Origin of the sequence: Trinickia dabaoshanensis, assembly GCF_002879885.1 — a bacterium.
Taxonomy (GTDB): Bacteria; Pseudomonadota; Gammaproteobacteria; order Burkholderiales; family Burkholderiaceae; genus Trinickia; species Trinickia dabaoshanensis.
This window is the reverse complement of record NZ_PNYA01000004.1, coordinates 22,556-47,754: the sequence shown is the minus strand read 5'-3', so window position 1 is coordinate 47,754 and position 25,199 is coordinate 22,556. Positions and strand designations below refer to the sequence as shown.

Sequence of the window (25,199 nt, the reverse complement as noted above, 5' to 3'; positions counted from 1 at the left end):
TTTGCAGGAGCGAATCACCATGTACAAGACTCACGGATACGCAGCGAACGACGCCAATACGCCTCTCGCCGCGTTCGACATCGAGCGCCGCGACGTACGCGAGCACGATGTGCAAATCGAAGTGCTGTTTTGCGGCGTCTGCCACTCGGACCTGCATCAGGCACGCAACGAATGGCGCAACACGATCTACCCCGTTGTGCCGGGCCACGAAATCGTCGGCCGCGTGACGAAGGTCGGTGCCGGCGTCACCCGCTACAAGAGCGGCGATTTGGTCGGCGTGGGTTGCCTCGTGGATTCTTGCCGTACGTGTGCAAGCTGCGCCGAAGGCCTCGAGCAATACTGCGAGAACGGCTGGGTCGGAACGTATAACGGCGTGGACCGCGTGAGCGGCGAGATCACGTACGGCGGCTATTCGACGAGCGTCGTCGTGGACGAAGCCTTCGTCCTCAGCGTGCCCGATAACCTCGATCCCGCCGGCGCGGCGCCGCTATTGTGCGCCGGGATCACGACCTACTCGCCGCTGCGCCAGTGGGGCGCGGGGCCGGGCAAGAAGGTCGGCATCGTGGGGCTAGGCGGTCTCGGGCATATGGGCGTGAAGCTCGCGCGTGCCATGGGCGCGCATGTCGTGCTGTTTACGACGTCGCCGTCCAAAGTCGAGGATGCGAAGCGTCTCGGCGCCCATGAAGTGGTGATTTCGAAAGACCCGGCGCAAATGCAAGCGCACGCGAATAGTTTCGATTTCATTCTCAATACGGTGGCCGCCCAGCACGACCTCAATCCGTTCATCGAATTGCTCAAGCGCGATGCGACGATGACGCTCGTGGGTGCGCCGGAGCACGACCACCCGTCGCCGCAAGTGTTCAACTTGATCTTGAAGCGGCGGCGTCTGGCCGGTTCGTTGATCGGCGGTATTGCCGAAACGCAAGAGATGCTCGATTTCTGCGGTCAGCATGGGATTACGTCGGATATTGAAATCATCCCCATGCAAAACATCAATCAAGCTTACGACCGAATGTTGAAGAGCGATGTAAAGTACCGCTTCGTAATCGACCTCGATTCGCTGAGGCAATAACCGGAGGGTTCATGACGACGCTGACGATCAATGGTAAGAGCCATGATGTGGATGTGCCCGACGATATGCCGTTGCTTTGGGTATTACGGGATATCGTAGGGTTGACGGGCACTAAATTCGGTTGCGGAATTGCGCAATGCGGGGCATGCACGGTTCATTTGGATGGCGCGGCCGTTCGCTCATGTGTTTTACCGGTCGCGGCCGTCGCCGGGAAAAAGATTACGACGATCGAGGCCGTCGGCGAGACGCCGGCCGGCCGCAAGGTGCAGGCGGCTTGGACCGCACTCGATGTGGTGCAGTGCGGATATTGCCAGTCCGGGCAGGTGATGTCGGCCGCGTCGCTGCTGGCGACGAACCCGCATCCGAACGACGCCGATATCGATGCGGCCATGTCGGGCAACATCTGCCGGTGCGGCACCTATAACCGTATTCGCGCGGCGATCAAACATGCCGCTCAGGAGGCCTGATATGTCCCAAGGTCTCCTTGATGCCGGGCGAGTGCGGGCAACCTCGAACGCCGGTGTATCGCGCCGTACCTTCCTCAAATTCGGCGTGTCGGTGGGTGCGGCCGCGGGTGGCGGGTTGTTGCTCGGCTTCAGCGTGTCCGCCGCCGCGCAATCCGCGCACCGCGCGGGCGTGAAGATCGGCGACGCCCCGCCGGCGTTGCCTGCCGGCGTGTTCGAGCCGAATGCGTTCGTTCAAATCGATCGCAAGGGCTTGGTCACGCTGATCATGCCCAAGGTCGAGATGGGGCAAGGCGTTTATACGGCCATTCCGATGCTGATCGCGGAGGAGTTGGAGGTGCCGCTGCAAAGCGTCGCGCTCGATCATGCGCCGCCGAATGCAAAGCTATACGGCGATCCGCTGCTCGGCGGCGGACAACTGACGGGAGGCTCGACCTCGATCCGCTATGCCTGGCAGCCGATGCGGGAAGCGGGCGCGACGGCACGCGCGCTGCTCGTCGCCGCGGCTGCGCAGCGATGGAAGGTCGATGCCGCGACGTGCCGAGCGGAGCAAGGCACCGTGGTGCACGTTTCGTCGGGGCGCCGCATTGGCTACGGAGCGCTCGTCGATGCCGCCGCGAAGATGCCGGTGCCGAGCGAGATCAAGCTCAAGAGCCCCGAGCAATTCACGCTCGTGGGCAAGCCGACCAACCGGCTCGATTCTCCGCAAAAAGCCGATGGGGCCGCCCGCTTCGGGTTCGATGCACATGTACCCGGGATGCGCTATGCCGCCATCGTGCACTGTCCTGTGCTCGGCGGAACGCTGGCGAGCGTCGATGAGACGAATGCCAAGAAAGTCAGCGGCGTTCGGCAAGTGGTCAAGCTAAAAGACGCGGTTGCGGTGGTCGGAGACCATACCTGGGCGGCGAAAAGCGGCGCCGCGGCGCTCGACGTGAAGTGGAACGGAGGCGAGGGCTCGACGTTGTCGACAAAGGATATCGTCGACGACCTCGCGAGCGCCGCGCAAAAGAACGGCGCCGTTGCGCACAAGGAAGGCGACGCGGACAAAGCGTTCGGTACGGCCAAGCATCGCATCGATGCCGTCTACGAGCAGCCCTTTCTCGCGCACGCGACGATGGAGCCGATGAATTGCACCGTCCACGTGCGGCGCGATGGCTGCGATATTTGGGTCGGCACGCAGGTGCCGGGATTCGCCGCGCAGGCTGCGCAAAAAGCGACGGGTTTGCCGATTGAAAAGATCGCGGTGCATAACCATTTGATCGGCGGCGGATTCGGGCGGCGGCTCGAAGTCGACATGATCGCGCAGGCGCTTGAAATCGGTAAGCAGGTGGATACGCCCGTCAAAGTGTTCTGGACACGCGAGGAAGACGTTCAGCACGATATGTATCGGCCGTACTACTACGACCGCATCTCGGCGGCACTCGACGACGACGGGCGGCCCATCGCGTGGCGGCATCGCATCGTCGGCTCGTCGATCCTTTCGCGATTCGCGCCCGGCGCCGTCGAGAACGGCGTCGATTCGGATGCCGTCGAGGTGGCCGCGCAACTGCCGTATGCGATTCCGAATCAATGGGTGGACTATGTCCGTCAGGAGCCGCGCACGGTGCCGACGGCGTTTTGGCGCGGTGTGGGTGCGACGCGCGGCACGTTCGTCGTCGAAAGCTTTATCGACGAGCTAGCGGTTCAAGCGCGTATCGACCCCGTGCAATACCGGCGCGATCTGCTGAAAGAGAAGTCGCCGCGTGCGGCGAACGTGCTCGAGGTGGCGACGCGTGCCGCCGGTTGGGGGCAACCGTTGCCGAAGGGCGAGGGCCGCGGCGTCTCGGTCATGCATGCGTTCGGCAGCTATTTGTCGATGGTGGCGCACGTGGCGGTCGATCATGACGGGCAAGTCACCGTTAAACGCGTGGTGTGTGCGGTCGATTGCGGTATGACCGTGAACCCCAAGACGATCGAGGCGCAGATCGAAGGCGGGGTGGTGTTCGGTATCAGTGCGGCGCTTTATGGCGAGATTACGCTGAAGGACGGGCGCGTCGAGCAATCGAACTTCACCGACTATCGCGTGCTGCGGATGAACGAGACGCCGCCGATCGAAGTGCACATCGTGCGGAGTACCGAAGCGCCGGGAGGCATCGGCGAGCCCGGTACCGCGGCGCTCGCGCCGGCCGTGACGAACGCGATTTACGCGGCGACGGGTACGCGCGTGCGCAAGCTGCCGGTTGGGACGCAGTTGAAGCAGGCGTGATGCGCGTGTTGTGATTGTCGAGCCGCGGTCAGCATCGAGCGCGGATGCAGATGAAGGCGGGCGAGTGGGATAGCTCGGCGTACAGGCGTTCCGACTTCGCCTTCATCTCTTTCAAGGGCTGCGGCTCGACGACGTTCACTTTTAAGCCTTCGCAGTGTTTGCGAGCCAACTCGACCATCTCAGGCGTCACGTCGAACGCGTGTACCGACGCTCCTTGCCGCGCATGATGCTCGCTGCAAATGCCGGGACCGCACCCGGCGTCCAACACCGCCAGGCCATGCACGTCGCCCACTAGGGCCATCGTTGCAGGGCGTTCGTAGAGCGCGTTATGGGCTTTGGTCGGCGCGAATTCGGCGTAACGTTCGGCGAACTGAGAATACGCTTCCCGGCCGGTCGATTCGTTTGAGTTGCCGGTGTTGGGCATGTGAAGCCTCGGTTTTTAGATCGATCTGTCTCTCGTCGAAAGTGACGGTGCATTGCCGGATTATCGAGCACCACTTGGCACCGACGCTTCCGGCGCCACGCTGGAGACTGTTCGTTGTGTATGATTACACAATAGAAGATAGAAGGAGCTCGAAATGCTCTATCCACTTTATGTCCACGTTGGCGATGCCAAGCATTCGCACGGCGTAACGTTTCCCGATTTCCCCGGCTGTTTCGCGGCGGCGGACGAATGGGAGGATCTACCGAGCGCGGTGCAGGAAGCGGTCGAAGCGCATTTTTCCGATGGTGATGAGAGCGTTCCCGAGCCGACCCCGCTCGAGCGTCTGGCTCACGACCCGCAATACGAAGGCGGCGTTTGGATGTTGTTCGATATCGACCTCTCGCGCATCAACGGGAAAGCAGTTCGACTCAATATCAGCCTTCCCGAGCGGCTCGTCCAACAAATCGATGAGGCGGCTCGCGAACGCCGAATGTCACGCTCCGCGTTTCTCGCGCTCGCTGCCGAGCATGAAATGACCGCGCGCTGATGGTCCGTCGCGCCATCGCGAGCCCCATGGCCGCGCGATCGCCGATTAGCCTCCCCGCGCCTCATCGAACGCGGCGACGTACTCGTTCGCGTTCGATGCTTCGGGATCGGCCTGGCCGAGCGCCTCGAGCGCGAGCCCCTTCGTCTCGATACCCATCGTCGCGACCGCGATCGCGGCGAGCGCGAACGAACACGCGCCCAGCGAGAACACGCCGCTTTGCCCGAACGTCGGCAGCACGACGCCCACCGCGTACGGCCCGATCAACGATCCGACACGCCCGATCGCCGACGCGAATCCCGAACCCGTCGCACGGGCGCCCGTACCGTAAAGCTCGGGCGTGTAGGTATAGAGCGCCGCCCACATTCCAAACAAAAAGAACTGCATGGCCAGCCCGGCGCAAATGATCAGCGCGACGCTCGCGCCGTGCAATGCGGTTTGTCCGTAGACGTAGGCCATCACCGCCCCGCCCGTGAGCGACGCCACGCAGGTCGGCTTACGTCCCCAGCGCTCGACGAGCCATGCGGCGCAGAGAAAGCCCGGAATGCCCGCGAGCGAAATCCAAACCGTATAGAGCACCGATTTGGCCACCGCGAAACCGGATTGCTGCATGAGTGCGCCGAGCCAAGAGGTTAGGCCGTAAAACCCGAGCAGCGCAAAGAACCAGAGCGTCCAAACCATGATCGTGCGGCTGCGATAGGTCGCGCTCCATATCTCGCGGAATGCGCCTCGTTGCCGCAACGCCGGCGGCGGACCCGCGTCGATGACCGGCGCGGGTAATTCACGAAGTCTGCAAGCGCGCATGACTTTCGCTTCGATCGAGGCGAGCACCGATTGCGCTTCGCGCACGCGGCCATGATGCTCGAGCCAGCGCGGCGACTCGGGAACGATGCGGCGGACGACCAAAACAAATACGGCCGGAATCGCGAGCAGTGCGAAGACAGTGCGCCAACCGAAGCCCGGCAGAACGAAGTAAGAGACGACCCCCGACGTAATGAACCCGAGCGGCCAGAATCCGTCCATCAGCGCGATCAAGCGGCCGCGTGACCGGGCCGGCACGAATTCAGACAGCAATGCCTGCGCGACCGGAAACTCCATCCCCATGCCGATACCGAGCAAGACGCGGTAGACGATGAGTGCTTCGACGCTATGCGCCGTCGAACAGAGATACGAGGCGATGCCCCAGAGCACCATGCTCCATTGGAACACGGGCCGCCGCCCGAAACGGTCGGCAAGCAAGCCTGCCACCGCCGCTCCCGCCACCATGCCGAAGAAGCTCGCGCTTGCAACGAGACCGGCTGCCGCCGTGCTCAAACCGAACTCTTTCTTGATCGAGCCCAGCACGAACGTCATCGTGCCGAGATCGACAGAGTCGAAGAAAAAGGCGAGGGCAATGACGACGAACAGCAAGCGGTGATACGACGAAAACGGCAGGCGTTCGAGTCGAGCGGCGGCGCTTGCGCGAAGCGGCGTCGCTAATTGGGCTTTCGGCATGGCGGGCTGCGCTCCGAATGAGAGGCCGGTGGGAATGCGTTGGGACTAACTCACGACGTTCGCCGTCGATCGCAGGGCCTTTGCGGCATCGGACGCAGGCATACGCGCAGGCGCTCCCGCTCGCGCGGGCGCCCCGTTCGCCACGTAATACGGCACCTCGACGCTGGGCAGCGGCGCACGGCCTCGAATGCGATCGGCGATCTTCTCGGCGAGCATGATCGTCGGCGCGTTCAGATTGCCGGTTGTGATGCGAGGCATGATCGAGGCGTCGACCACCCGCAGCCCATCGATACCATGCACGCGACCTTCGGCATCGACGACCGACATCTCGTCATATCCCATCGCGCACGAGCACGATGGGTGATAAGCCGTCTCCGCGTGTGATCGCACGAATGCGTCGAGTTCCGCATCGCTTTTCAGATCGGCCCCGGGGCTCAGCTCGCGTCCGCGATATCGATCGAGTGCGGGTTGCGCGATGATCTCCCGCGTCGCGCGGATGCCGTCGCGAAACTCGCGCCAATCGAGCGGCTCGGCCATGTAGTTGAACAAGATGCTCGGATGGACGCGCGGATCGCGCGAACGCAGCCGAATTCGTCCACGGCTGGGGGAGCGCATCGAACCCATATGCGCCTGAAAGCCGTGCATCTTGATCGCGTTGGAGCCGTTGTAGTTGATAGCGATCGGCAGGAAATGGTATTGAATGTTCGGCCAAGGGTCGTCGTCGCGCGTTCGAATGAAGCCGCCCGCTTCGAACTGATTGCTTGCGCCGATACCGGTCCCGTTGACGAGCCATTCCAATCCGATCGCGGGCTGGTTGTGCCACTGCAACGCGGGATAGAGCGAGATGGGCTCCTTGCACTCGTACTGCATGTAGATCTCGAGATGATCCTGCAGATTCCGGCCGACGCCCGGGAGATCGAGCACGATCCGTATGTCCAGTTCGCTGAGCCATTCGCCGGGACCGACGCCCGAACGTTGCAGCAGTTGGGGCGAGGCGATCGCGCCCGAACACACGAGCACCTCGCGCCGCGCATGGGCCGTCACGTTCGTGTCTTGATGCAAGTAAGCCACGCCCGTGGCGCGCTTGCCCGAGAATAAAACACGATCGGCTTGCGCATGCGTGACGATCGTCAGGTTCGGCCGTTGCCGTGCTTGGTCGAGGTAGCCGCGCGCCGTGCTCGCGCGACGCCCGCGCGCGGTGACCGTGCGGTCCATCGGGCCGAAGCCCTCTTGCCGGTAACCGTTCAGATCGTCGGTCCGCGCGTAGCCCGCTTGCACGCCGGCTTCGACCATCGCGCCGAAGAGCGGGTTGTTACCGGGCTTGCTCGTCGTGACGTGCACGGGGCCGTCGCCGCCATGGTACGCATTGGGCCCGGCGTCGCGCGTTTCCGCTTTCTTGAAGTAGGGCAAGCAATCGAGGTAGCGCCAGTTCTCGAGCCCCTTATTCGACGCCCAGCCGTCGTAGTCGAGCGCGTTGCCGCGGATGTAGCACATGCCGTTGATCAACGACGATCCGCCAAGCCCCTTGCCCCGGCCGCACTCCATGCGGCGGTGGTTCATATGCGGCTCGGGCTCCGTTTCATAGGCCCAGTTGTAGCGCCGCCCTTGCAGCGGATAGGCGAGCGCCGCCGGCATTTGGGTGCGGAAGTCGAAGCGGTAATCGGGGCCGCCCGCTTCGAGCAGCAGCACGGTGACGCCCGCGTCCTCGGTCAGCCGCGTGGCCAGCACGTTGCCGGCCGAGCCCGCGCCGACGATGATGTAGTCGTATTCCTTGGCACTCACGAGCGCTCTCCTTCAGAACACGGGCCGGTAGGGGCCGAGTTCGACCTGCACCGATTTGATCTGAGTGTAATGCTCGAGCGTGTCGATGCCGTTTTCGCGGCCCACGCCCGATTGTTTATAGCCGCCCACGGGCATTTCCGCCGGCGATTCGCCCCACGTATTGATCCAGCAAATACCGGCTTGCAAACGATGGATCACTCGGTGGGCGCGCGCGAGGTTTTCGGTGACGACGCCTGCCGCGAGCCCGTAATGGGTCGCATTGGCGCGCTCGACGACGTCGTTTTCCTCATCGAATGCGAGCAGGCACATCACGGGGCCGAAGATTTCCTCGCGTACGGCACGCATGTCGTCGCGGCACTCGCCGAACACCGTGGGCGCCACGTACTGCCCATGCGCGAAATGACCTTCGGCGAGGCGCATACCGCCCGCCACTAGACGAGCGCCTTCGCGCTTCGCGTGTTCGATGTAGCCGAGCACCTTGTCGAGTTGGGCGGCGCTCGCGAGCGGCCCGAAGTTCGTATCGGGATCGGATGGCTTGCCTACGCGGATGCGCTTCACGCGTTCCGCGACCAGTGCCTCGAACCGGGTCATGACCGAACGCTGCACGAACACGCGCGTGGCGTTCGTGCATACCTGACCGGCACTGAAAAAATTCGCGGTGACCGCAATATCGGCGGCGCGTTCGAGATCGGCGTCGGCAAATACGATCAACGGGGATTTGCCGCCAAGCTCCATCGTCACTTCCTTCAACGACGATGCGCCGGCCATAGACATCACTTTCTTGCCCGTCTCGACACCGCCCGTGAACGAGACCTTCGCGATGTCCGGATGTTCGGCCAGCATCGCGCCGACCGCGCCGCCGCCTTGGACGACATTGAATACGCCGGCCGGCACACCGGCTTCGGTATAGATCTCGGCCAGCTTCAACGCCGACAGCGGCGTGATTTCACTGGGCTTGAAAATCATCGCGTTACCCGCGGCTAGGGCGGGCGCGGACTTCCAGCACGCGATTTGAATCGGGTAGTTCCAAGCGCCTATACCCGCGCAGATGCCCAAGGGTTCACGCCGTGTGTAGACGAACGAATCGTCGCGCAACGGGATTTGGCGGCCCTCGATCGTGGGCACAAGGCCCGCGTAGTATTCGATGACATCCGCGCCCGTCACGATATCGACCGCGCGCGTCTCGGCGATGGGCTTGCCCGTGTCGCGCATTTCGAGTTCGGCCAGTTCGTCGTTGCGCGCGCGCAGCAACTCGACGGCGCGGCGCAAGATGCGCGAGCGCGCCATGGCGTTCATGGCCGCCCATTGCCGCTGCCCTTCGCGCGCCGAGACCACGGCGCGCTCGATATCGTCGCGGCTCGCTTGCGCAACCGTCGCCAGGCGTTCGCCCGTGGCGGGATCGAACGTCTCGAAGTGCTCGCCCGACGTGGCTTCGACGTAGGTCCCGCCAATGTACAGGCGCTGCGGACCGTAGACGGAGGACGGATTCATCGGCATTTCTCCAAGAAGCTTCGTCAGTCATTCGAAGGCTCCAACGATAGGCGTTTTACGTCTGGCGTTCAATCGATAAGGGCGGTATCGCGCCCTGCGTGTCGGGTTCTAGCAAGCCCGTGTCGCGTTTTGTACGATCGCCGCAGTGCGTTGCGGACTACGCTGCAAGCGGCAACGGAGGAGACCGGCCGGCACCTGCGCGTCCTGCACCTGCCGCCCGTGGACTCCGCCGCAATGGTGATCGCTTTTCGGCGATCGAGACGAAAGGAGACGAATACGATGAGCAGCAACCGAGGTGTCGTGTATCAAGGGGCGGGCAAGGTGCAGGTGGAGTCGATCGACTATCCGAAGATGGTCGATCCGAACGGCCGCGCGATCCAGCACGGCGTGATTTTGAAAGTCGTCAGCACGAATATCTGCGGCTCCGACCAGCATATGGTGCGAGGGCGGACGACGGCGCCGGAAGGGCTCGTGCTGGGCCACGAGATCACGGGTGAGGTGATCGAGGTGGGGCGGGACGTGGAGACGCTCAGGGTCGGCGATGTGGTTTCGGTGCCGTTTAATGTTGCATGCGGCCGCTGCCAGATGTGTAAGGAGCAGCACACGGGCGTGTGCTTGAACGTGAACGCGTCGCGCGCGGGCGGTGCATACGGTTACGTGGATATGGGCGGATGGATCGGCGGTCAGGCCGAATACGTCCTCGTGCCGTACGCCGATTTCAATCTGCTGAAGTTTCCCGATCGCGATCAAGCTCTGTCGAAAATCCGCGATCTGACTTGCCTATCGGACATTTTGCCGACGGGTTACCACGGCGCGGTGACCGCGGGCGTCAAACCGGGCTCGACCGTCTACATCGCGGGGGCGGGGCCGGTGGGGATGGCGGCCGCCGCTTCGGCGCGGTTGCTCGGCGCGGCGGTGACGATCGTCGGCGATATGAACGAAGAGCGGCTCGCGCATGCCAAGGCGATGGGCTTCGAAACCGTCAACTTGTCGCTCGACGCTTCGCTGGGCGAGCAAATCGAGCAGATTCTGGGCACACCCGAGATCGATTGCGCGGTGGATTGCGTCGGATTCGAGGCTCACGGTCACGGCAACGCCCATACGCAAGAGGCACCCGCGACGGTGCTGAATTCGCTGATGGAAATCACGCGCCCGGCCGGGGCGATCGGCATCCCGGGGCTTTACGTGACCGACGATCCGGGCGCGACGGATGCGGCTGCGCGGCGCGGTAGCCTGAGCTTGCGCTTCGGCCTTGGTTGGGCGAAGTCGCACTCGTTCCACACGGGGCAAACGCCGGTGATGAAGTACAACCGCAACTTGATGCAAGCGATCTTGTGGGACAAGCTGCCGATCGCCAAGATCGTCAACGTGACCGTCATCTCGCTCGAGCAGGCGCCCGAAGGGTATCGCGCATTCGATGGCGGCGCCCCGCGCAAGTTCGTCATCGACCCGCACGGGATGCTCAAGGCCGCGTAATGGCCCGTCTAACCGGGTAGGGAATCGCCGGCCGGTGCCGGTCAAGCAAGCGCTTGCCGGCGGTTCACTTCCACCGTTACGTGCGATAGCCCGTTGAACGTTGCCAGCGCAGCGTGATAGAAGCTCGGGTTGCGCTCGGTATCGTCCGTCGCCACCGAGACGATCGCGCTCAAATGTCCCGGGCCGACGCGCCAGACGTGCAAGTCGAGCACCGTGTCGCCGTGCTGTTCGACGACGCGGCGGACGTTCTCGGCCATGCGCCGATCCGGATTCATATCGAGCAAGATGCCGCCCGTATCGCGCATCAATCCCCACGACCAGTTCGCGATCACGAGTGCGCCGATGATCCCGGCGAGCGGGTCCATCCAGTACCAGGAGAATGAACGGGCCAGTATCAGGCCGACGATGGCGAGCACGGAGACGGCGGCGTCGGCGATGACGTGCACGTACGCCGAGCGGATGTTGTGATCGCGAACCGTTGCAGCGTGGGCTTCGTCTGCGTGCTCGTGATGATCGTCGTGATCGTGACCATGCCCGTGCCCGTGGTCGTGACCATGCTCGTGCCCGTGCCCATGTCCATGTCCATGTCCATGATGATCCCCGCTCAGCAGCCAGATGCTGGCGAGATTGACGAGCAGGCCAACGACGGCGATAGGAATCGCCTGGCTAAACCGAATCGGTACCGGGGCGAGAATGCGGGCGATCGCTTCGTAGCCGATGAGCGCAGCGATCATGGCCAGGACGATCGCGCTCGAGAACCCGGCGAGATCGCCGAGCTTTCCCGTCCCGAACGCGAAGCGAGGATCGCTTGCATGCCGGCGCGCATAGGTATAGGCCATTGCGGCGATCAGCATCGCACCCGCGTGAGTGGACATATGCAGGCCGTCGGCCACGAGCGCAAGCGACCCGAACCACGTGCCGCCGACGATCTCGGCCACCATCATCGCGCTGCACAGCCCGATCACCATCCATGTTCTGCGCTCGTTTTCCTCGTGTGCGGCGCCGAGGAAAATGTGGTCGTGCCCCGCGCCGAACGCGACGTTCTCGAATTCGCTCATCGCATTCCCCTTACTTGAAGTAGCTGCGAACGACTTCGATCAACTGCTCGGTGCCGCTGCCGTGTTCGTCGGCGGGTTCCGCGTCGACGAGATGGGTCTTGATGTGGTCTTCGAGGACGACGGCGAGGAGCCCGTTCATGGCCCCTCGGCAACTCGTGATTTGCTGGAGTACGTCGATGCAGCCGCGCTCTTGCTCGAGCGCGCGTTCGATGCCTTCGATCTGTCCTTTGATTCGACGCACGCGATTGAGAAGCTTTTGCTTCTCGCGGATCGTATGGCTCATGTTTGGGCTCCCTTTGCTGGCCGCCGGGAGTATAGCGCAATACCCTAGGGGGCTATGCTAAGCGGACGATCCGAACGGCGGGAGCCAATATCGAGTAACGTGGTGCATTTGGCTCACAGCCGGGTCGATTTGTTCGCGAAATCTCGTTTTGCGAGGCAGGATTGATACAATGTTTGGCCGCGTTGCGCGGGTATCCGCCTATTGAGCGAGAAGACGAACGAAGATGACCATGTACGTAAGCGAACTCATGACGACCCGCCTCGTGACCGTCGGTTTCGACGAGACGTTGGCGACGGTGCGCGAGATCTTTCATCACGCGAACTTTCACCACTTGCTCGTGGTGGACGATGGCGTCCTGCAAGGCGTGGTGTCCGACCGCGATTTGCTGTCGGCGCTGAGTCCTTTCATCGATAGCGTCGTCGAAAACGCGAGGGACTTGGGTACGCTCGGCAAGCGCGTGCATCAAATCATGTCGCGCAAACCCGTCACGCTCACCGCCGAGGCCACGGTGGCCGATGCCATCGCGCTGCTGTTGGCAAACCCGATCTCTTGTATTCCGATCGTCGACGGCTCGTTCCGGCCGATCGGGATCGTCAGTTGGCGCGACGTCTTGAGAACGGACCCGCGAGCCGCTTAAGCGCGCGCCATCGCATGCGCGAAGCGCGCGATCGATGCTTCGATCTCGTCTTCGTCGATGCACCCGAATCCGAATGCGATGCCCGCGTCCGCGGCGGGGCCGGCGGAGGCATCGCGCCCCAGCAGGAAATCGCCCGAGGTTTGCGCGCCGATCGCATAGTGCGCCGCGACCGAGGCGATACGTTTCGCTTGTCTCCGATCGCGATACCGTGCGTACAGATGGATGCCCGCATCGGGCACGACCGGTATGAGCCACTCGCCGAGTTCGCGTTCTATCGCCGCCAGCAGCGTGTCTCGGCGCCGCGCGTACCGCTTGCGCATCCGGCGCGTGTACCGGGCAAGATGACCGTCGAGAATAAAGCGCGCCAATGCCTCTTGCACGGCCACGTTGCCGCCGTTATCGGCGTTTTGTTTGGCGGCTGCGAGCGTCTTCATGAGCCAGGGCGGCGCCACGACATAACCGAGCCGCAGCGCGGGAAAAAGGCTCTTCGAAAACGTGCCGACGTAAATGACTTTCTCGTTTCGATCGAGCATTTGCAACGCATCGAGCGGCTGAGTGCCGTAGCGGAACTCGCCGTCATAGTCGTCCTCGATGACGACGGCCCTATGGCGTTGCGCGAAATCGAGCAGCGCGCGCCGGCGCGCAAGCGACATCGCAACGCCCGTCGGAAACTGATGGGACGGGGTGACGCAGACGATCCGCACATCGGGCGGCAATCGCTCGACCACCAGCCCTTCGTCGTCCACCGGTATCGGCACCAGTTGCGCACCGGCTGCGGATAGGGCGGCTCGCAGCGGCGGATAGCCTGGGTCTTCGACGGCCACTTTCGTTTGTCCGCGCGTGACGAGCACGCGTGCGAGCAAATCGAACGCTTGCTGCGCGCCCGAGGTCACGACCACATCGCTTTCCGTGCAGACGACGGCACGCGCGTAAGCGACGTGCTGAGCGATCGCTTCGCGCAACAGCGGCCGGCCTTCCGGGGCGGGGTAGCCGAAAGCGTCGGCAAGGGCGAGGCTCGTCGAACGCAGAAGCGCACGGCGCCAGATGTCGGACGGAAACCAGCGATGCTCTGGAATTCCCAATTCGAAGGTGCGCGATACGGTGACGCGTTCGCTCGTTGCGCCGGGCGCCTTGTGCCACGCCATCGCTGGCGGACGAAGGGCGAGCCGACGCTGCCGCTTGCTCGTGCCGGTGTCGGCTCGCGTCGCGACGTCGGCCACTTCGGCGGCGGCTCCCGCTCGCGTGACGATAAACCCTTCCGCCATGAGCAGGTCGTACGCGGCGATAACCGTATTGCGTGCGACACCATAGGCTTGCGCGACGCGCCGGGTGGACGGCATCCGCGTTCCGGCGGCGAGGCGTCGCTCGATGATCGCGGCGCGCAATTGCTGATGCAAGCGCTGCACACGGCTGCCCGGGCCGCGCTTGCCGAGCTCGATCGGAAATTCGAAAACTGGTTCCATTAAATGGTCGAAAACTGGATCAAATTGTGGTCCAGTGTATCGCTAAAGTACGACTCATACGGCCTTTGGTCGACGTTTATTGGAGCCACCGTCATGAGTCACGCCGAGCTGCAACTGCCCGCATCCCCGATCGAATATCTGCCCGCGCGTATCGCCAGCGCGCCCGATATGCCTTGGATTCCCGAGTCTCCCGTCAAGTCGTGGAAGCCGCTGCGGTTCTTCTCCGACGGCAGCGGCTTCGTGGAATTGATGCGGATGAGCCCGGGTGCCATCATGCCGCTGCATCGGCACACGGGGGCGATTCACGCTTTCAATCTCGAGGGCGAACGCTTGCTTTGCACGGGAGAGCGGATCGGCCCGGGGCAGTACGTGTTCGAGCCGCCGGGCAATACCGACTGGTGGAAGGTGGTGGGTGACGTGCCGTTGACCGTCATGGTGGTGGTGTACGGCGAGGTGGAATTCATCGGCGCGGACGGCAGCGTGCGCAACCGCGTGGGCGCATCGACGCAGTTGGCCGCCTATCGTCAGTACTGCGAAGCAAACGGCTTGGCGGTGCAAGATCTGATCGATTGAAGCCGCTTTCAGCCGATTGAAGCGCCGCGGCGTGCACCCGGCGCCGCGATGCATGCAAGCTTAGGTGTTTGCGCGCTTTAATTCCAAGCCGTAAAGCTCGAATTCCTCGGCGAATGCTCGCGCCGTGGCGGGGCGTAACGACATGCGCTTGAAGAAAGCCAGCACGGCCGGCCACGGCGAAAGATCGACCTCGCAATAGCGGGCCCAATTCAGAACGACGGCTAGGTAGATATCGGCTACGCTAAATGCGTCGAGCAGCCATTCGCGCGTGGCGAGGTGGGTCTGAAGTCGTTGCATCCGCAACGGTATATCTTCGCGCGCATAGCGCTTGACGTCCTCGTTCGCGCTCGGGTCCAGTACCGGCACGAACACGGCCTTGTGCAATTCGGTGCCGATGAATCCGAGCCACTGATGCAGGCGCGCGCGTTCCAAGCCGCCGCTCGGCGCGAGGTTGGCAGATGGAAAACGATCGGCCACGTAAGGCAAGATCGCGGCATTCTCGAACAAAAGCTCACCATCGTCGGTGCGCAACACCGGCACTTGTCCGAGCGGGTTGACCTCGTAAAAGTCGGTGCCGTCCTGCAACCGCTTGCGCTTCGTGTCGACCTGCCGATACGTGGCCTCGTAACCGGCTTCGTAGAACGCGATCCGCGTGGCAAGCGAGCAAGCCAGCGGTGAAAAGTACAACTCCATGTCTCGTCCCCTTCGTAGATTGGTTTTTGTACTATAGTGAACAAAATTCTGGACGGTCAAGCATTTTTGTTCATCATGGTACAAAAAAAGAAGGAAGGCTCAACCGCGGAGCCTAAGCGCACGCGCGGCCGGCCGCGCGCATACGATGTGTCCGATGCGCTCACACGTGCGCGCGATACGTTCTGGCAGGGCGGGTACAGCGCGACGACGTTGGACGAATTGAGCGCGGCGATGGGCATGAATCGGCCGAGCTTGTACGGCGCGTTCGGCGATAAGCACGCGCTTTATCTGTCCACGCTGGAGCGTTATATCGAAGTCAGCCTCGCGGCGATGAACGAGGTATTGGGCAGCGACTTGCCGCTCGATGCGGCTTTGATGCGCGTGTACGACCTCGCATTGGCGCTCTACTATCGCTCGAGCGACACGCCCACCGGGTGTTTTCTCACCGGCACGGCGGTCGCCGAGGCGTTCCACGACGAGCAAGTTCGTCGGATTCTCGCCGACGGGTTGCGGGTGTTCGATCGCTCGTTCGAGGCACGGCTCGTACGCGCGCAGCACAGCGGGGAGTTACCCGCGCATGCCGATCCCGTGTTGCTCGCGAGGATCGCATCGTCCATTTTGCATTCGATGGCCATACGTTCGCGCGCGGGCGACGAGCGTGCGGTGCTGCGCGCGACGGCCGAGGCCGGCGTCGCCATGATATGCGGCGCCGGCATGCCGAAACGCGAAGGCAAGCAGGGCGGTTAGCGCGCGGCGTATCGCGATTGAGCCGTGTGCGGTTCGGCGAGCCGCATATCGGGCCGCCAGCCGAGCGCCCGTTTGGCCTTTTCGCTCGTGACCTGCGCGCCGTCTTCCGCGATGTTGAATGGACAGCCCATGGGATGCTGGACGGCGAGCAACGCGGCCCATGCGGCCGCCTCGACATGCAACGGGCTTGCGCCTTCGGGTGCGTCGCGGCCGGTGCAGGGGCCGTATAGGTTGCCGTAGCGCAGCACGGTGCCGACGCCGCCCGCTTCATTCATACTCAATACCCAGCGCTCGAGCGCTGCCACGCCGACGACCGTTACGGCGCGCGCCCCCTGCGCGTCGATATCGAGCGGGTGGGATTCGTCGTATGGGGCGACCCCTGGCGCATAGGCCCATGCGATGCTTTGGGCGACAACGTGCTTGCACCCGGCCGCACGCGCGGCCGATACGAGATTGGCCGTGCCTTCACTACGAATTCGCGCGTTGCGGACAACCGCCTCGCTCATCAAATTCGGTGCAAGCGCCGGCGGCAAATCGGTCAATTGATGAATCACGATCGACGGTTGAATGCATTCGATCGTGTTGGCTAGCGTTTCGCGGTCGAATATATCGACGAGTACCGAATGCGCGCCGGCCGCGCGAATGGCATCGGTTCGGTCCAACCGGCGTGTGGTGCCGTACACCTCATAGCCGAACTCGACGAGCAACGGCGTCAGCGCGGTGCCGATCGCTCCGGCCGCCCCAGCCAAAAATACCTTTTCGTTCATGGTCCGTTCCTCCGCTGTACACTGACGGCCAGTGTGTCCGAGCGATGCACCACTGGAAAGAACCAAAACTAGACAAAATGACTAGGCCATCGAAACGAGCGATTCGCGAGGGCGTGGATAACGATGGGCCCGTTGCGCGAATCGACCGGCGCAATCGCGTGCCGCTCGCGTTGCAGATCTACGAACGGATCCGCGCCGCGATCGATACGCGCGCGCTCACGCCCGGGGCGCGCGTCGCGTCGGCCCGGGTACTGGCGAGCGAACTCGGCGTGGCGCGCGGAACGGTGGAGGCGGCGTATCAGCGGCTTGCGGGAGAGGGCTACTTGTTGGCGCGGGGGCCGGCCGGGACGATTGTTTCGCCGAACCTGTCGATCGTGCCTCGTGTCCTTGCACGCGCCCATGGCGCAGGCCGGGCCGCCGCTTCGACGATGGTCGATCAACATGAAGCCGCGACCGCGACCGCGCCGGATCCGCCGCCGCCGCTTCAACTGGGCATCCCCGCGTTGGACGCGTTTCCGCGCAAGATTTGGTCGAGGCTCGCCGGGCGCCGCGCACGCGCTACTTTGCCCGCCGATTTCGGGTACGGCGATCCATCCGGCGAGCTCGCGCTGAAACAAGCGATCGCCGCGTACTTACTCGTTTCGCGCGGCGTCGCGTGCCGGCCGCGTCAAGTATTCGTGACGTCCGGCTATCGCGCCGGCCTAGCGCTTGCCGCCACCACGCTGCTCGCGCCGGGCGACGCCGTATGGATCGAAGACCCTTGCTATCCGCCGACGCGCGCGGTGCTCGAACGCGCATCGATGGCGGTGGCGCCGGTCCCGGTGGACGATGAGGGGCTCGTGGTCGCGCAGGGGCGCGCGCTTGCCCCCGATGCGCGCTTGGCCGTCGTCACGCCGTCGCATCAGGCGCCGCTATGCGTCTCGATGACTGTCGCGCGCAGGTTGACGCTGCTCGAATGGGCTGCCAAGGCGAGGGCTTGGGTCTTCGAGGACGATTACGACGGTGAGTTTCACTACGAGGGCCCGACGCTGCCGGCGCTGAAGAGCCTCGATTCGGGCGACCGCGTGCTCTACGCCGGCAGCTTTTCGAAGACGCTCGTTCCCGCGCTATCGCTCGGTTATCTCGTCGTGCCCGATGCGCTCGTGCCGCGCTTCGCGGTGGCCGCGCGCATAGCCCCAGGCAGCGGAGCGCGCATGATGCAAGCGGTGGTCGCCGATTTTCTCGAGCAGGGCCACTTCGCGCGCCATTTGAAGAAGATGCGACTGCTGTACGCGCAACGTCGCAATTGGCTGGCGCAAGCATTGCGTACCGCGTTCGGCGAGCGGATCGAAATCGATCAGACTCGCGGCGGCATGCACTTGATCGTGCGTGTTCGCGGCCGTGCAACGGATCGCACGCTCGCGCGCCGCGCACAACAGGCAGGCTTGAATTGCCAGCCGCTATCGGAACGTTACGCGAACGCGGGTGCGGGCGCGCGCGACAAAGGCGTGTTGATGGGATTCACGAACGTGACGTCGGCCCGCGAGGCGAGCGTCATTGCGAGGCGCTTGCACGAGGCGTGGGCGCTCGGTTGATGCCGGCGCGGTGCGCGCGGCCGGGCTTCAAACGTGCAACTCGAGAACGGCTGCAGTCGGGCGTGCGAGCGGTGCGACCTGTTTGCGGCGTTCGCGCGTTGGCGCGGTGCCGAACGCATCGCGATAGCTTTTGCTGAAGTGGCAGGCCGATTGAAAGCCGCACGCCATCGTGATGTGCATGATCGACATGTCCGTTTGCAGCAGCAGTTCGCGCGCGCGGCGCAAGCGCAGCGTCAAGTAGTAATGCGTCGGGGTCATGCCCAGATGTTCGCGGAACAGCCGCTGTAGCTGCCGTTGCGACATGTTCGCGAGCCGCGCGAGTTCCTCGCGCGATAACGGCTCTTCGATATTGTTTTCCATCAGCGCGATGACTTCGAACAACGATTTGTTCGCCGAGCCCAGGCGTGCCACGAGCGGCATCCTTTGCTGCGCGCTCGTATCGCGCACATGTTCGACGATGAACTGTTCGGCGATTTGCGTGACGCGAGGCGTGCCGATACGCGGCGCGATCAAATGCAGCATCATGTCGAGCGGAGCGACGCCGCCCGTGCAGGTGATACGGTCGCGGTCGACGACGAAGAGCTCCTTCAGAAAACGCGTGCCCGGAAATTCCTCTTTGAGCGCCGACATGTTTTCCCAATGGATGGCGCAGGCGTAGCCATCGAGCAAACCCGCGCGCGCGAGCGCATAAGTACCCGTGCACAGGCTGCCGAGCGCGACGCCCGAACGCGCGAAACGGCGCAGTTCGGACAAATGCGCGCTAGTCGTCGAGTGTTGGACGTCGACGCCGCCGCAGACGAAGACGACGTCGGGTTGCTGCTCGAGCGAGGACACCGGCGCCGTCTCGACGGCCAACCCGTTGCTGGCCATAACCGGCCCGCCGTCGGGACTGACGACCGACCATCGATAAAGCGTCTGGCCGCTCAGATAATTAGCCATCCTAAGCACTTCGACCGCATTCGAGAACGCGATCATCGTGAAGTTCGGCAAGGCCATAAACGCGAAGTTCGACAGCGATGCAGTGCGGTCAGGGGACATGGGGACGTTCCTTGGAATCCGATCTAAAGCTGCTGCGGCTACCGCCGAGCCGGCGCGTTTCATTGTGGATTCCAGGGCAACAAGCATGCCATACGGCTTAACCCTATACCCGGCTGATTAGGTGTCCGATGTTGCACCGCGGTCGTGCGCGGCTGCCCCAATGGGAGCCGAACTCGGCCTGATCACGGTGCAACCGTGCTGCATCGCAAGGCGAGCGCGGCCCGGCGCATCGGACTTGTCCAAAACGGACGCGCGTGTCGGAAAAGGTAAAGAACGCGTCTGAATTCGTCAATCCGCAAAAAGGGCGAGCGACAAGAATAGAGCCGTCGCCAACGAACATCGGCGGCGCCGAGCCACTAGCGTGCGCCGCGCCTTCATTACGGATAAGCCATGTCGAATTCAGAGCCGTTTTTCACGCAGACGCTTGCCGACCGCGATGCCCCCGTGCGCGCGGCCGTGCTTCGGGAACTCGAGCGGCAGCAGTCGCAAGTCGAGTTGATCGCATCGGAGAACATCGTTTCGCGCGCCGTGCTCGAAGCGCAAGGGTCGGTGTTGACCAACAAATACGCCGAGGGCTATCCGGGCAAGCGCTACTACGGCGGCTGCGAGTTCGTCGACGAGGTCGAGGCGCTCGCGATCGAGCGCGTGAAGCGGCTGTTCGGCGCAGGGTATGCGAACGTGCAGCCGCATTCCGGCGCGCAAGCCAACGGTTCGGTCATGCTCGCGCTGGCCAAGCCCGGCGACACGGTGCTCGGGATGTCGCTCGATGCGGGCGGGCACCTGACGCACGGCGCCAAGCCCGCGTTGTCGGGCAAGTGGTTCAACGCCGTGCAGTACGGCGTGAGCCGGGACACGATGCTGATCGATTACGACCAGATCGAAGCGCTGGCGGCCGAACACCGCCCGAGCCTAATCATTGCGGGCTTTTCCGCCTATCCGCGCGCATTGGACTTCGCGCGGTTCCGTGCGATTGCCGATAGCGTCGGGGCTAAGCTCATGGTCGACATGGCGCATATCGCGGGCATTATCGCGGCCGGCCGCCACCCCAATCCGATCGAACATGCGCACGTCGTGACCTCCACGACGCACAAGACACTGCGCGGGCCGCGCGGCGGCTTTGTGCTGACGAATGACGAGGACATCGCCAAGAAGATCAACTCGGCCGTGTTCCCCGGCTTGCAGGGCGGCCCGCTCATGCATGTGATCGCAGGTAAGGCCGTGGCCTTCGGCGAGGCGCTCGAAGACAGCTTCAAGGGTTATATCGATCGCGTTTTGGCGAACGCGCAAGCGCTCGGCGCGGTATTGCGAGAAGGCGGCGTCGATTTGGTGACGGGCGGGACCGACAACCATCTGTTGCTCGTCGATCTGCGGCCGAAGGGATTGAAGGGCACGCAGGTGGAAACGGCGCTCGAGCGCGCCGGCATTACCTGCAACAAGAACGGCATCCCGTTCGACACGGAAAAGCCGACGGTGACGTCGGGTATTCGATTGGGTACGCCGGCCGGCACCACGCGCGGCTTCGGCGTGGCGCAATTCGAGCAGATCGGGCGGCTGATTCTGGAGGTGTTCGAGGCGTTGACGCGTCACCCCGAAGGCGACGCGCAAACCGAGCAACGCGTGCGGCGCGAAATCTTCGCGCTGTGCGAACGCTTCCCCATCTATTGACCGCTTCCACTCGACCCGCCCAAGCCAGGAGCAATCGATGTCCACTCTTCATGAAAACAGCATCGTCATCGACGGTTTGAACATATCCAAGTTCGAGCGCTCGGTGTTCGAGGACATGCGCAAAGGCGGCATCACCGCCGCCAACTGTACGGTTTCCGTTTGGGAAAGCTTTCCGAAGACCGTCGACAACATTGCGCTGATGAAGCAGCAAATCCGCGAGCACAGCGAAATCCTGACGCTCGTGCGCACGACCGGCGACATCTTGCGCGCCAAGCGCGAGAACAAGACGGGGATCATCCTCGGCTTTCAAAACGCGCATGCGTTCGAGGACAACCTCGGCTATGTCGAGGCGTTCCACGACATGGGCGTGCGTGTCGTGCAGCTTTGCTACAACACGCAAAACCTGGTCGGCACCGGGTGCTACGAGCGCGACGGCGGCCTGTCCGATTTCGGCCGCGAAGTGATCACCGAGATGAACCGCGTGGGGATTATGGTCGATCTGTCGCACGTCGGCGGCAACACGTCATCGGAGGCGATCGCGTTTTCGAAAAAGCCGGTCTGCTATTCGCACTGCCTGCCCTCGGGCCTCAAAGAGCATCCGCGCAACAAGAGCGATGCGCAACTGAAGGAGATCGCCGACGCGGGCGGTTTCGTCGGCGTCACGATGTTCGCGCCGTTCTTGAAGCGCGGCATCGATGCGACGGTCGAGGACTACATCGAAGCCATCGATTACGTCGTGAACCTGATCGGCGAGGACGCCGTCGGGATCGGCACCGATTTCACGCAGGGTTACAGCGTCGATTTCTTCGATTGGCTCACGCACGACAAGGGCCGTTATCGCCGTTTGACGAACTTCGGCAAGGTCGTCAATCCCGAGGGCATCCGCACGATCGGCGAGTTTCCGAACCTGACCGCCGCCATGGAGCGCGCCGGATGGAGCGAAACGCGCATTCGCAAAATCATGGGCGAAAACTGGGTGCGGGTATTTGGCGAAGTATGGGGCGCGTGACGCACCGCTATTGATTTCGAACGAGGACCACTTGATGCAACCGCAACTTCCGATCGACGTCGATCCCGATACGGGCGTCTGGACGACCGACGCGCTGGCGATGCTTTACGTGCCGCGCCATTTCTTCACGAATAACCACGTCGCCGTCGAAGAGGCGCTCGGGCGCGACGCTTACGCCGAGATCCTCTATCGCGCCGGCTACAAATCGGCCTATCACTGGTGCGACAAGGAAGCGAAGCAACATGGGCTCGCCGGCATGGCCGTGTTCGAGCACTACTTGAAACGCCTTTCGCAGCGCGGGTGGGGGCTGTTCACGATCGCCGAGGCCGATCCGGCGCGCGCGCACGCCCGTATCGAATTGCGTCATTCGTCGTTCGTTCTGGCTCAGCCGGAGAAGGAAGGCAAGCTTTGCTACATGTTCGCCGGCTGGTTCGCCGGAGCGATGGATTGGGTCAACGATACGGCCGGGCAAGCCAATCACGCTCCGCGTTCGCAATCGAAGGAGACGCAGTGCGCGGGCGAGGGCCACGCGTATTGCGTTTTCGAAGTCTCGCCGCGGCCGAATTAGTTCGCGGCGCAAACATCTTGTGATTTAGCAATACGGCTCGTTAAAGAATTCGCTCGAGGTCGATCGACATGCGCTACCCCCATCTGTTCAAACCGATGACGCTGAACAAGCTGACGCTGCGCAACCGCATCGTCAGCACGGCGCATGCGGAAGTCTACGCGGAGCCCGGCGGATTGCCCGGCGATCGATATATCCGTTATTACGAGGAAAAGGCGAAGGGCGGCGTCGGCTTGGCGGTATGCGGCGGCTCGAGCCCCGTGTCGATCGATAGCCCCCAAGGGTGGTGGAAATCGGTGAATCTTTCGACCGATCGCGTCATCGATCCGTTGAACCGGCTGGCCGAGGCGATGCATCGGCACGGCGCGAAGATCATGATTCAGGCCACCCATATGGGGCGTCGTTCGGCCTTCCACGGCGAGCATTGGCCGCATCTGATGACGCCCTCGGGCGTGCGCGAGCCTGTTCACCGCGGCAATGCGAAGACGATCGAGGTCGAGGAAATCCGCCGCATCATCGGCGATTTCGCGGCCGCGGCCAAGCGCGTGCGGCAGGCGGGCATGGACGGCATCGAAATCTCCGCGGCCCACCAGCATTTGATCGATCAATTCTGGAGCCCGCGTACGAATTTCCGTACCGACGAATGGGGCGGCTCGCTCGCGAACCGGCTGCGCTTCGGCGTGGAAGTATTGACGGCCGTGCGCGAAGCCGTGGGCCCAGACTTCGTCGTGGGCCTGCGCATGTGCGGCGACGAGTTTCACGAGGATGGGCTCGATCACGAGCAACTGAAGGAAATCGCGCAGGCGATGTCGGAAACAGGGCTCATCGATTATTTGGGCGTCATCGGCTCCGGGGCCGATACACACAATACGCTCGCCAATTGCATGCCGCCGATGGCCTTGCCGCCCGAGCCTTTCGTTCATCTCGCGGCCGGCATCAAGTCGGTCGTCAAGGTTCCGGTCATGCACGCGCAAAGCATTCGCGATGCCGGACAAGCCGAGCGCTTGCTCGCGTCGGGGATGATCGATCTCGTCGGCATGACGCGTGCGCAGATCGCCGATCCGCACATGGTCATCAAGATTCGCGACGGGCGCGAAGACGAGATCAAGCAGTGCGTGGGCGCGAATTATTGCATCGATCGCCAATACAACGGCTTGGACGTGCTGTGCGTGCAGAACGCGGCAACCTCGCGCGAAGCCACCATGCCGCATGTCATCGAAAAATCGCGGGGGCCCAAGCGCAAGGTCGTCGTGGTCGGCGCGGGCCCCGCGGGATTGGAGGCGGCGCGCGTGGCGCGCTCGCGCGGTCATGACGTCGTGCTGTTCGAGAAGAACACCGAGGTGGGTGGCCAAATCGTCCTGGCGTCGAAGGCGCCGCAGCGCGAGCAAATGGCTGGGATCGTCCGGTGGTTCGATATGGAGACGAAGCGTCTCGGCGTGGATCGCCGGCTCGGCGTGCAAGCCGACGTGAGCGCGATCATGGCCGAGAAGCCGGACATCGTCGTATTGGCAACCGGCGGCCGGGCTTTCTCCGATCAAGTGGCGGCTTGGGGCGTGGCCGACGGCATCGCCGTCAGTTCTTGGGACATCCTGTCCGGCCGCGTGGAGCCCAAACAGAACGTGCTCGTCTATGACGGTGTAAGTACACACGCCGGCGCGGGCGTGGCCGACTTCATCTCGAGCCGCGGCTCGAAGGTCGAGATCGTGACGCCCGACGTCAAGGTGGCCGACGATTGCGGCGGGACGACCTTCCCGATCTTCTACCGGCGGCTCTATGCGCAAGGCGTGATTCATACGCCGAACTATTGGCTCGACCGTGTCTACGAGGAAGACGGCAAGACGATCGCCGTACTGCGCAACGAGTATACGGAGGAGCAAGAAGAACGTGCCGTCGATCAAGTCGTGATCGAAAACGGCAGCACGCCCAACGATTCGCTTTACTGGAAGCTCAAGCCCGAATCGGTGAATCGCGGGCAGACCGACGTGAACAAACTCTTCGCGGCCGAGCCCCAGCCGTCGCTGTCGGAAACGCTCGGCGACGGCCGCTTCCTGTTGTTCCGCGTCGGCGATTGCATCTCCATGCACAATATCCACGGTGCGATTTACGACGCGCTGCGGCTTTGTAAGGACTTCTAA

General features: G+C 63.2%; 22 protein-coding genes and 1 pseudogene. 13 read left to right on the top strand and 10 right to left on the bottom strand.

Features of this window, described 5'->3' with window-relative positions; translation table 11 throughout:
- Positions 1-19 precede the first annotated feature (19 nt).
- The 3 genes from C0Z18_RS05520 to C0Z18_RS05510 are packed head-to-tail and all read left to right on the top strand — an operon-like array spanning position 20 to position 3,781.
- Positions 20-1,072: an NAD(P)-dependent alcohol dehydrogenase gene (locus C0Z18_RS05520; protein WP_102644388.1), complete on the top strand. Its 1,053-nt coding sequence runs from the start codon at positions 20-22 to the stop codon at positions 1,070-1,072.
- An 11-nt stretch (positions 1,073-1,083) separates the two neighbouring features.
- Positions 1,084-1,539, top strand: coding sequence for a (2Fe-2S)-binding protein (locus C0Z18_RS05515; RefSeq protein ID WP_102644387.1), 456 nt, complete (start codon positions 1,084-1,086; stop codon positions 1,537-1,539).
- A 1-nt stretch (position 1,540) separates the two neighbouring features.
- Positions 1,541-3,781 carry a xanthine dehydrogenase family protein molybdopterin-binding subunit gene (locus C0Z18_RS05510; protein ID WP_102644386.1) on the top strand — a complete coding sequence of 747 codons (2,241 nt, stop codon included), beginning with the start codon at positions 1,541-1,543 and terminating at the stop codon, positions 3,779-3,781.
- 130 nt (positions 3,782-3,911) lie between these two features.
- Here C0Z18_RS05510 and C0Z18_RS05505 read toward each other — a convergent pair.
- A pseudogene (locus tag C0Z18_RS05505) lies at positions 3,912-4,205 on the bottom strand (methyltransferase domain-containing protein); the annotation flags it as partial.
- 154 nt (positions 4,206-4,359) lie between these two features.
- On the opposite strand from C0Z18_RS05505, the gene C0Z18_RS05500 reads away from it, so the two are divergent.
- The gene (locus C0Z18_RS05500; protein WP_102644384.1) at positions 4,360-4,752 is read left to right on the top strand and encodes a type II toxin-antitoxin system HicB family antitoxin; all 393 of its coding nucleotides are present in this window, start codon (positions 4,360-4,362) and stop codon (positions 4,750-4,752) included.
- 45 nt (positions 4,753-4,797) lie between these two features.
- Here the strand turns inward: C0Z18_RS05500 and C0Z18_RS05495 are convergent, their stop codons facing one another.
- Genes C0Z18_RS05495 through betB form a run of 3 tightly spaced genes read right to left on the bottom strand, consistent with a single transcriptional unit; the run spans position 4,798 to position 9,516 of the window.
- Positions 4,798-6,243, bottom strand: coding sequence for an MFS transporter (locus C0Z18_RS05495; RefSeq protein ID WP_102644383.1), 1,446 nt, complete (start codon positions 6,241-6,243; stop codon positions 4,798-4,800).
- Positions 6,244-6,288: 45 nt separating this feature from the next.
- Positions 6,289-8,025 (bottom strand): choline dehydrogenase, encoded by a 1,737-nt coding sequence (betA, locus tag C0Z18_RS05490; RefSeq protein WP_102644382.1) that lies wholly within the window; start codon positions 8,023-8,025, stop codon positions 6,289-6,291.
- A 12-nt stretch (positions 8,026-8,037) separates the two neighbouring features.
- Entirely contained in the window at positions 8,038-9,516 is a 1,479-nt protein-coding gene (gene betB, locus C0Z18_RS05485; RefSeq protein ID WP_102644572.1) for a betaine-aldehyde dehydrogenase, read from the bottom strand.
- A 279-nt stretch (positions 9,517-9,795) separates the two neighbouring features.
- Between betB and fdhA the strand changes: the two genes are divergently transcribed.
- Positions 9,796-10,992 (top strand): formaldehyde dehydrogenase, glutathione-independent, encoded by a 1,197-nt coding sequence (fdhA, locus tag C0Z18_RS05480; RefSeq protein WP_102644571.1) that lies wholly within the window; start codon positions 9,796-9,798, stop codon positions 10,990-10,992.
- A gap of 41 nt (positions 10,993-11,033) precedes the next feature.
- Here fdhA and dmeF read toward each other — a convergent pair whose 3' ends face one another.
- Complete coding sequence (gene dmeF, locus C0Z18_RS05475; RefSeq protein WP_102644381.1) at positions 11,034-12,050, bottom strand: CDF family Co(II)/Ni(II) efflux transporter DmeF; 1,017 nt, start codon at positions 12,048-12,050, stop codon at positions 11,034-11,036.
- A gap of 10 nt (positions 12,051-12,060) precedes the next feature.
- A complete protein-coding gene (locus tag C0Z18_RS05470; RefSeq protein WP_102644380.1) occupies positions 12,061-12,333 on the bottom strand; it encodes a metal/formaldehyde-sensitive transcriptional repressor in 273 nt (90 codons plus the stop codon).
- A gap of 229 nt (positions 12,334-12,562) precedes the next feature.
- On the opposite strand from C0Z18_RS05470, the gene C0Z18_RS05465 reads away from it, so the two are divergent.
- Positions 12,563-12,970, top strand: coding sequence for a CBS domain-containing protein (locus C0Z18_RS05465; protein ID WP_102644570.1), 408 nt, complete (start codon positions 12,563-12,565; stop codon positions 12,968-12,970).
- Here C0Z18_RS05465 and pdxR (C0Z18_RS05460) read toward each other — a convergent pair.
- Positions 12,967-14,433: a MocR-like pyridoxine biosynthesis transcription factor PdxR gene (gene pdxR / locus C0Z18_RS05460; protein WP_102644379.1), complete on the bottom strand. Its 1,467-nt coding sequence runs from the start codon at positions 14,431-14,433 to the stop codon at positions 12,967-12,969. The genes C0Z18_RS05465 and pdxR (C0Z18_RS05460) overlap by 4 nt on opposite strands.
- 93 nt (positions 14,434-14,526) lie before the next feature.
- On the opposite strand from pdxR (C0Z18_RS05460), the gene C0Z18_RS05455 reads away from it, so the two are divergent.
- The gene (locus C0Z18_RS05455; protein WP_199189396.1) at positions 14,527-15,006 is read left to right on the top strand and encodes a cupin domain-containing protein; all 480 of its coding nucleotides are present in this window, start codon (positions 14,527-14,529) and stop codon (positions 15,004-15,006) included.
- A gap of 60 nt (positions 15,007-15,066) precedes the next feature.
- Here the strand turns inward: C0Z18_RS05455 and C0Z18_RS05450 are convergent, their stop codons facing one another.
- Positions 15,067-15,699, bottom strand: coding sequence for a glutathione binding-like protein (locus C0Z18_RS05450; protein WP_102644378.1), 633 nt, complete (start codon positions 15,697-15,699; stop codon positions 15,067-15,069).
- Positions 15,700-15,735: 36 nt separating this feature from the next.
- Between C0Z18_RS05450 and C0Z18_RS05445 the strand changes: the two genes are divergently transcribed.
- Positions 15,736-16,446: a TetR/AcrR family transcriptional regulator gene (locus C0Z18_RS05445; RefSeq protein ID WP_233217099.1), complete on the top strand. Its 711-nt coding sequence runs from the start codon at positions 15,736-15,738 to the stop codon at positions 16,444-16,446.
- On the opposite strand, the gene C0Z18_RS05440 is transcribed toward C0Z18_RS05445, so the two are convergent.
- Entirely contained in the window at positions 16,443-17,213 is a 771-nt protein-coding gene (locus tag C0Z18_RS05440; RefSeq protein ID WP_102644377.1) for an NAD-dependent epimerase/dehydratase family protein, read from the bottom strand. The two genes, C0Z18_RS05445 and C0Z18_RS05440, sit on opposite strands and share 4 nt — an antisense overlap.
- 77 nt (positions 17,214-17,290) lie before the next feature.
- Here C0Z18_RS05440 and pdxR (C0Z18_RS05435) point away from each other — a divergent pair, with 77 nt between their 5' ends.
- Positions 17,291-18,787: a MocR-like pyridoxine biosynthesis transcription factor PdxR gene (gene pdxR / locus C0Z18_RS05435; protein ID WP_102644376.1), complete on the top strand. Its 1,497-nt coding sequence runs from the start codon at positions 17,291-17,293 to the stop codon at positions 18,785-18,787.
- A 27-nt stretch (positions 18,788-18,814) separates the two neighbouring features.
- Here the strand turns inward: pdxR (C0Z18_RS05435) and C0Z18_RS05430 are convergent, their stop codons facing one another.
- Entirely contained in the window at positions 18,815-19,888 is a 1,074-nt protein-coding gene (locus tag C0Z18_RS05430) for a GlxA family transcriptional regulator (protein ID WP_408646964.1), read from the bottom strand.
- 327 nt (positions 19,889-20,215) lie between these two features.
- Between C0Z18_RS05430 and C0Z18_RS05420 the strand changes: the two genes are divergently transcribed.
- From C0Z18_RS05420 to C0Z18_RS05405, 4 genes are all read left to right on the top strand, one after another.
- On the top strand, positions 20,216-21,490 hold the full coding sequence (locus C0Z18_RS05420) for a serine hydroxymethyltransferase (protein WP_102644373.1): 1,275 nt from the start codon (positions 20,216-20,218) through the stop codon (positions 21,488-21,490).
- 37 nt (positions 21,491-21,527) lie between these two features.
- A complete protein-coding gene (locus C0Z18_RS05415; RefSeq protein ID WP_102644372.1) occupies positions 21,528-22,499 on the top strand; it encodes a dipeptidase in 972 nt (323 codons plus the stop codon).
- Positions 22,500-22,533: 34 nt separating this feature from the next.
- Positions 22,534-23,067: a DUF5943 domain-containing protein gene (locus C0Z18_RS05410; protein ID WP_102644567.1), complete on the top strand. Its 534-nt coding sequence runs from the start codon at positions 22,534-22,536 to the stop codon at positions 23,065-23,067.
- 68 nt (positions 23,068-23,135) lie between these two features.
- The gene (locus C0Z18_RS05405; RefSeq protein WP_102644371.1) at positions 23,136-25,199 is read left to right on the top strand and encodes an NADH:flavin oxidoreductase; all 2,064 of its coding nucleotides are present in this window, start codon (positions 23,136-23,138) and stop codon (positions 25,197-25,199) included.

Bases quoted from the DNA above. Each gene is read 5' to 3' on its own strand.
- C0Z18_RS05520 (WP_102644388.1), top strand. From the start codon at position 20: ATGTACAAGACTCACGGATACGCAGCGAACGACGCCAATACGCCTCTC.
- C0Z18_RS05515 (WP_102644387.1), top strand. From the start codon at position 1,084: ATGACGACGCTGACGATCAATGGTAAGAGCCATGATGTGGATGTGCCC.
- C0Z18_RS05510 (WP_102644386.1), top strand. From the start codon at position 1,541: ATGTCCCAAGGTCTCCTTGATGCCGGGCGAGTGCGGGCAACCTCGAAC.
- C0Z18_RS05500 (WP_102644384.1), top strand. From the start codon at position 4,360: ATGCTCTATCCACTTTATGTCCACGTTGGCGATGCCAAGCATTCGCAC.
- C0Z18_RS05495 (WP_102644383.1), bottom strand. From the start codon at position 6,243: ATGCCGAAAGCCCAATTAGCGACGCCGCTTCGCGCAAGCGCCGCCGCT.
- betB (WP_102644572.1), bottom strand. From the start codon at position 9,516: ATGAATCCGTCCTCCGTCTACGGTCCGCAGCGCCTGTACATTGGCGGG.
- fdhA (WP_102644571.1), top strand. From the start codon at position 9,796: ATGAGCAGCAACCGAGGTGTCGTGTATCAAGGGGCGGGCAAGGTGCAG.
- dmeF (WP_102644381.1), bottom strand. From the start codon at position 12,050: ATGAGCGAATTCGAGAACGTCGCGTTCGGCGCGGGGCACGACCACATT.
- C0Z18_RS05470 (WP_102644380.1), bottom strand. From the start codon at position 12,333: ATGAGCCATACGATCCGCGAGAAGCAAAAGCTTCTCAATCGCGTGCGT.
- C0Z18_RS05465 (WP_102644570.1), top strand. From the start codon at position 12,563: ATGTACGTAAGCGAACTCATGACGACCCGCCTCGTGACCGTCGGTTTC.
- pdxR (WP_102644379.1), bottom strand. From the start codon at position 14,433: ATGGAACCAGTTTTCGAATTTCCGATCGAGCTCGGCAAGCGCGGCCCG.
- C0Z18_RS05455 (WP_199189396.1), top strand. From the start codon at position 14,527: ATGAGTCACGCCGAGCTGCAACTGCCCGCATCCCCGATCGAATATCTG.
- C0Z18_RS05450 (WP_102644378.1), bottom strand. From the start codon at position 15,699: ATGGAGTTGTACTTTTCACCGCTGGCTTGCTCGCTTGCCACGCGGATC.
- C0Z18_RS05440 (WP_102644377.1), bottom strand. From the start codon at position 17,213: ATGAACGAAAAGGTATTTTTGGCTGGGGCGGCCGGAGCGATCGGCACC.
- pdxR (WP_102644376.1), top strand. From the start codon at position 17,291: ATGACTAGGCCATCGAAACGAGCGATTCGCGAGGGCGTGGATAACGAT.
- C0Z18_RS05430 (WP_408646964.1), bottom strand. From the start codon at position 19,888: ATGAAACGCGCCGGCTCGGCGGTAGCCGCAGCAGCTTTAGATCGGATT.
- C0Z18_RS05420 (WP_102644373.1), top strand. From the start codon at position 20,216: ATGTCGAATTCAGAGCCGTTTTTCACGCAGACGCTTGCCGACCGCGAT.
- C0Z18_RS05415 (WP_102644372.1), top strand. From the start codon at position 21,528: ATGTCCACTCTTCATGAAAACAGCATCGTCATCGACGGTTTGAACATA.
- C0Z18_RS05410 (WP_102644567.1), top strand. From the start codon at position 22,534: ATGCAACCGCAACTTCCGATCGACGTCGATCCCGATACGGGCGTCTGG.
- C0Z18_RS05405 (WP_102644371.1), top strand. From the start codon at position 23,136: ATGCGCTACCCCCATCTGTTCAAACCGATGACGCTGAACAAGCTGACG.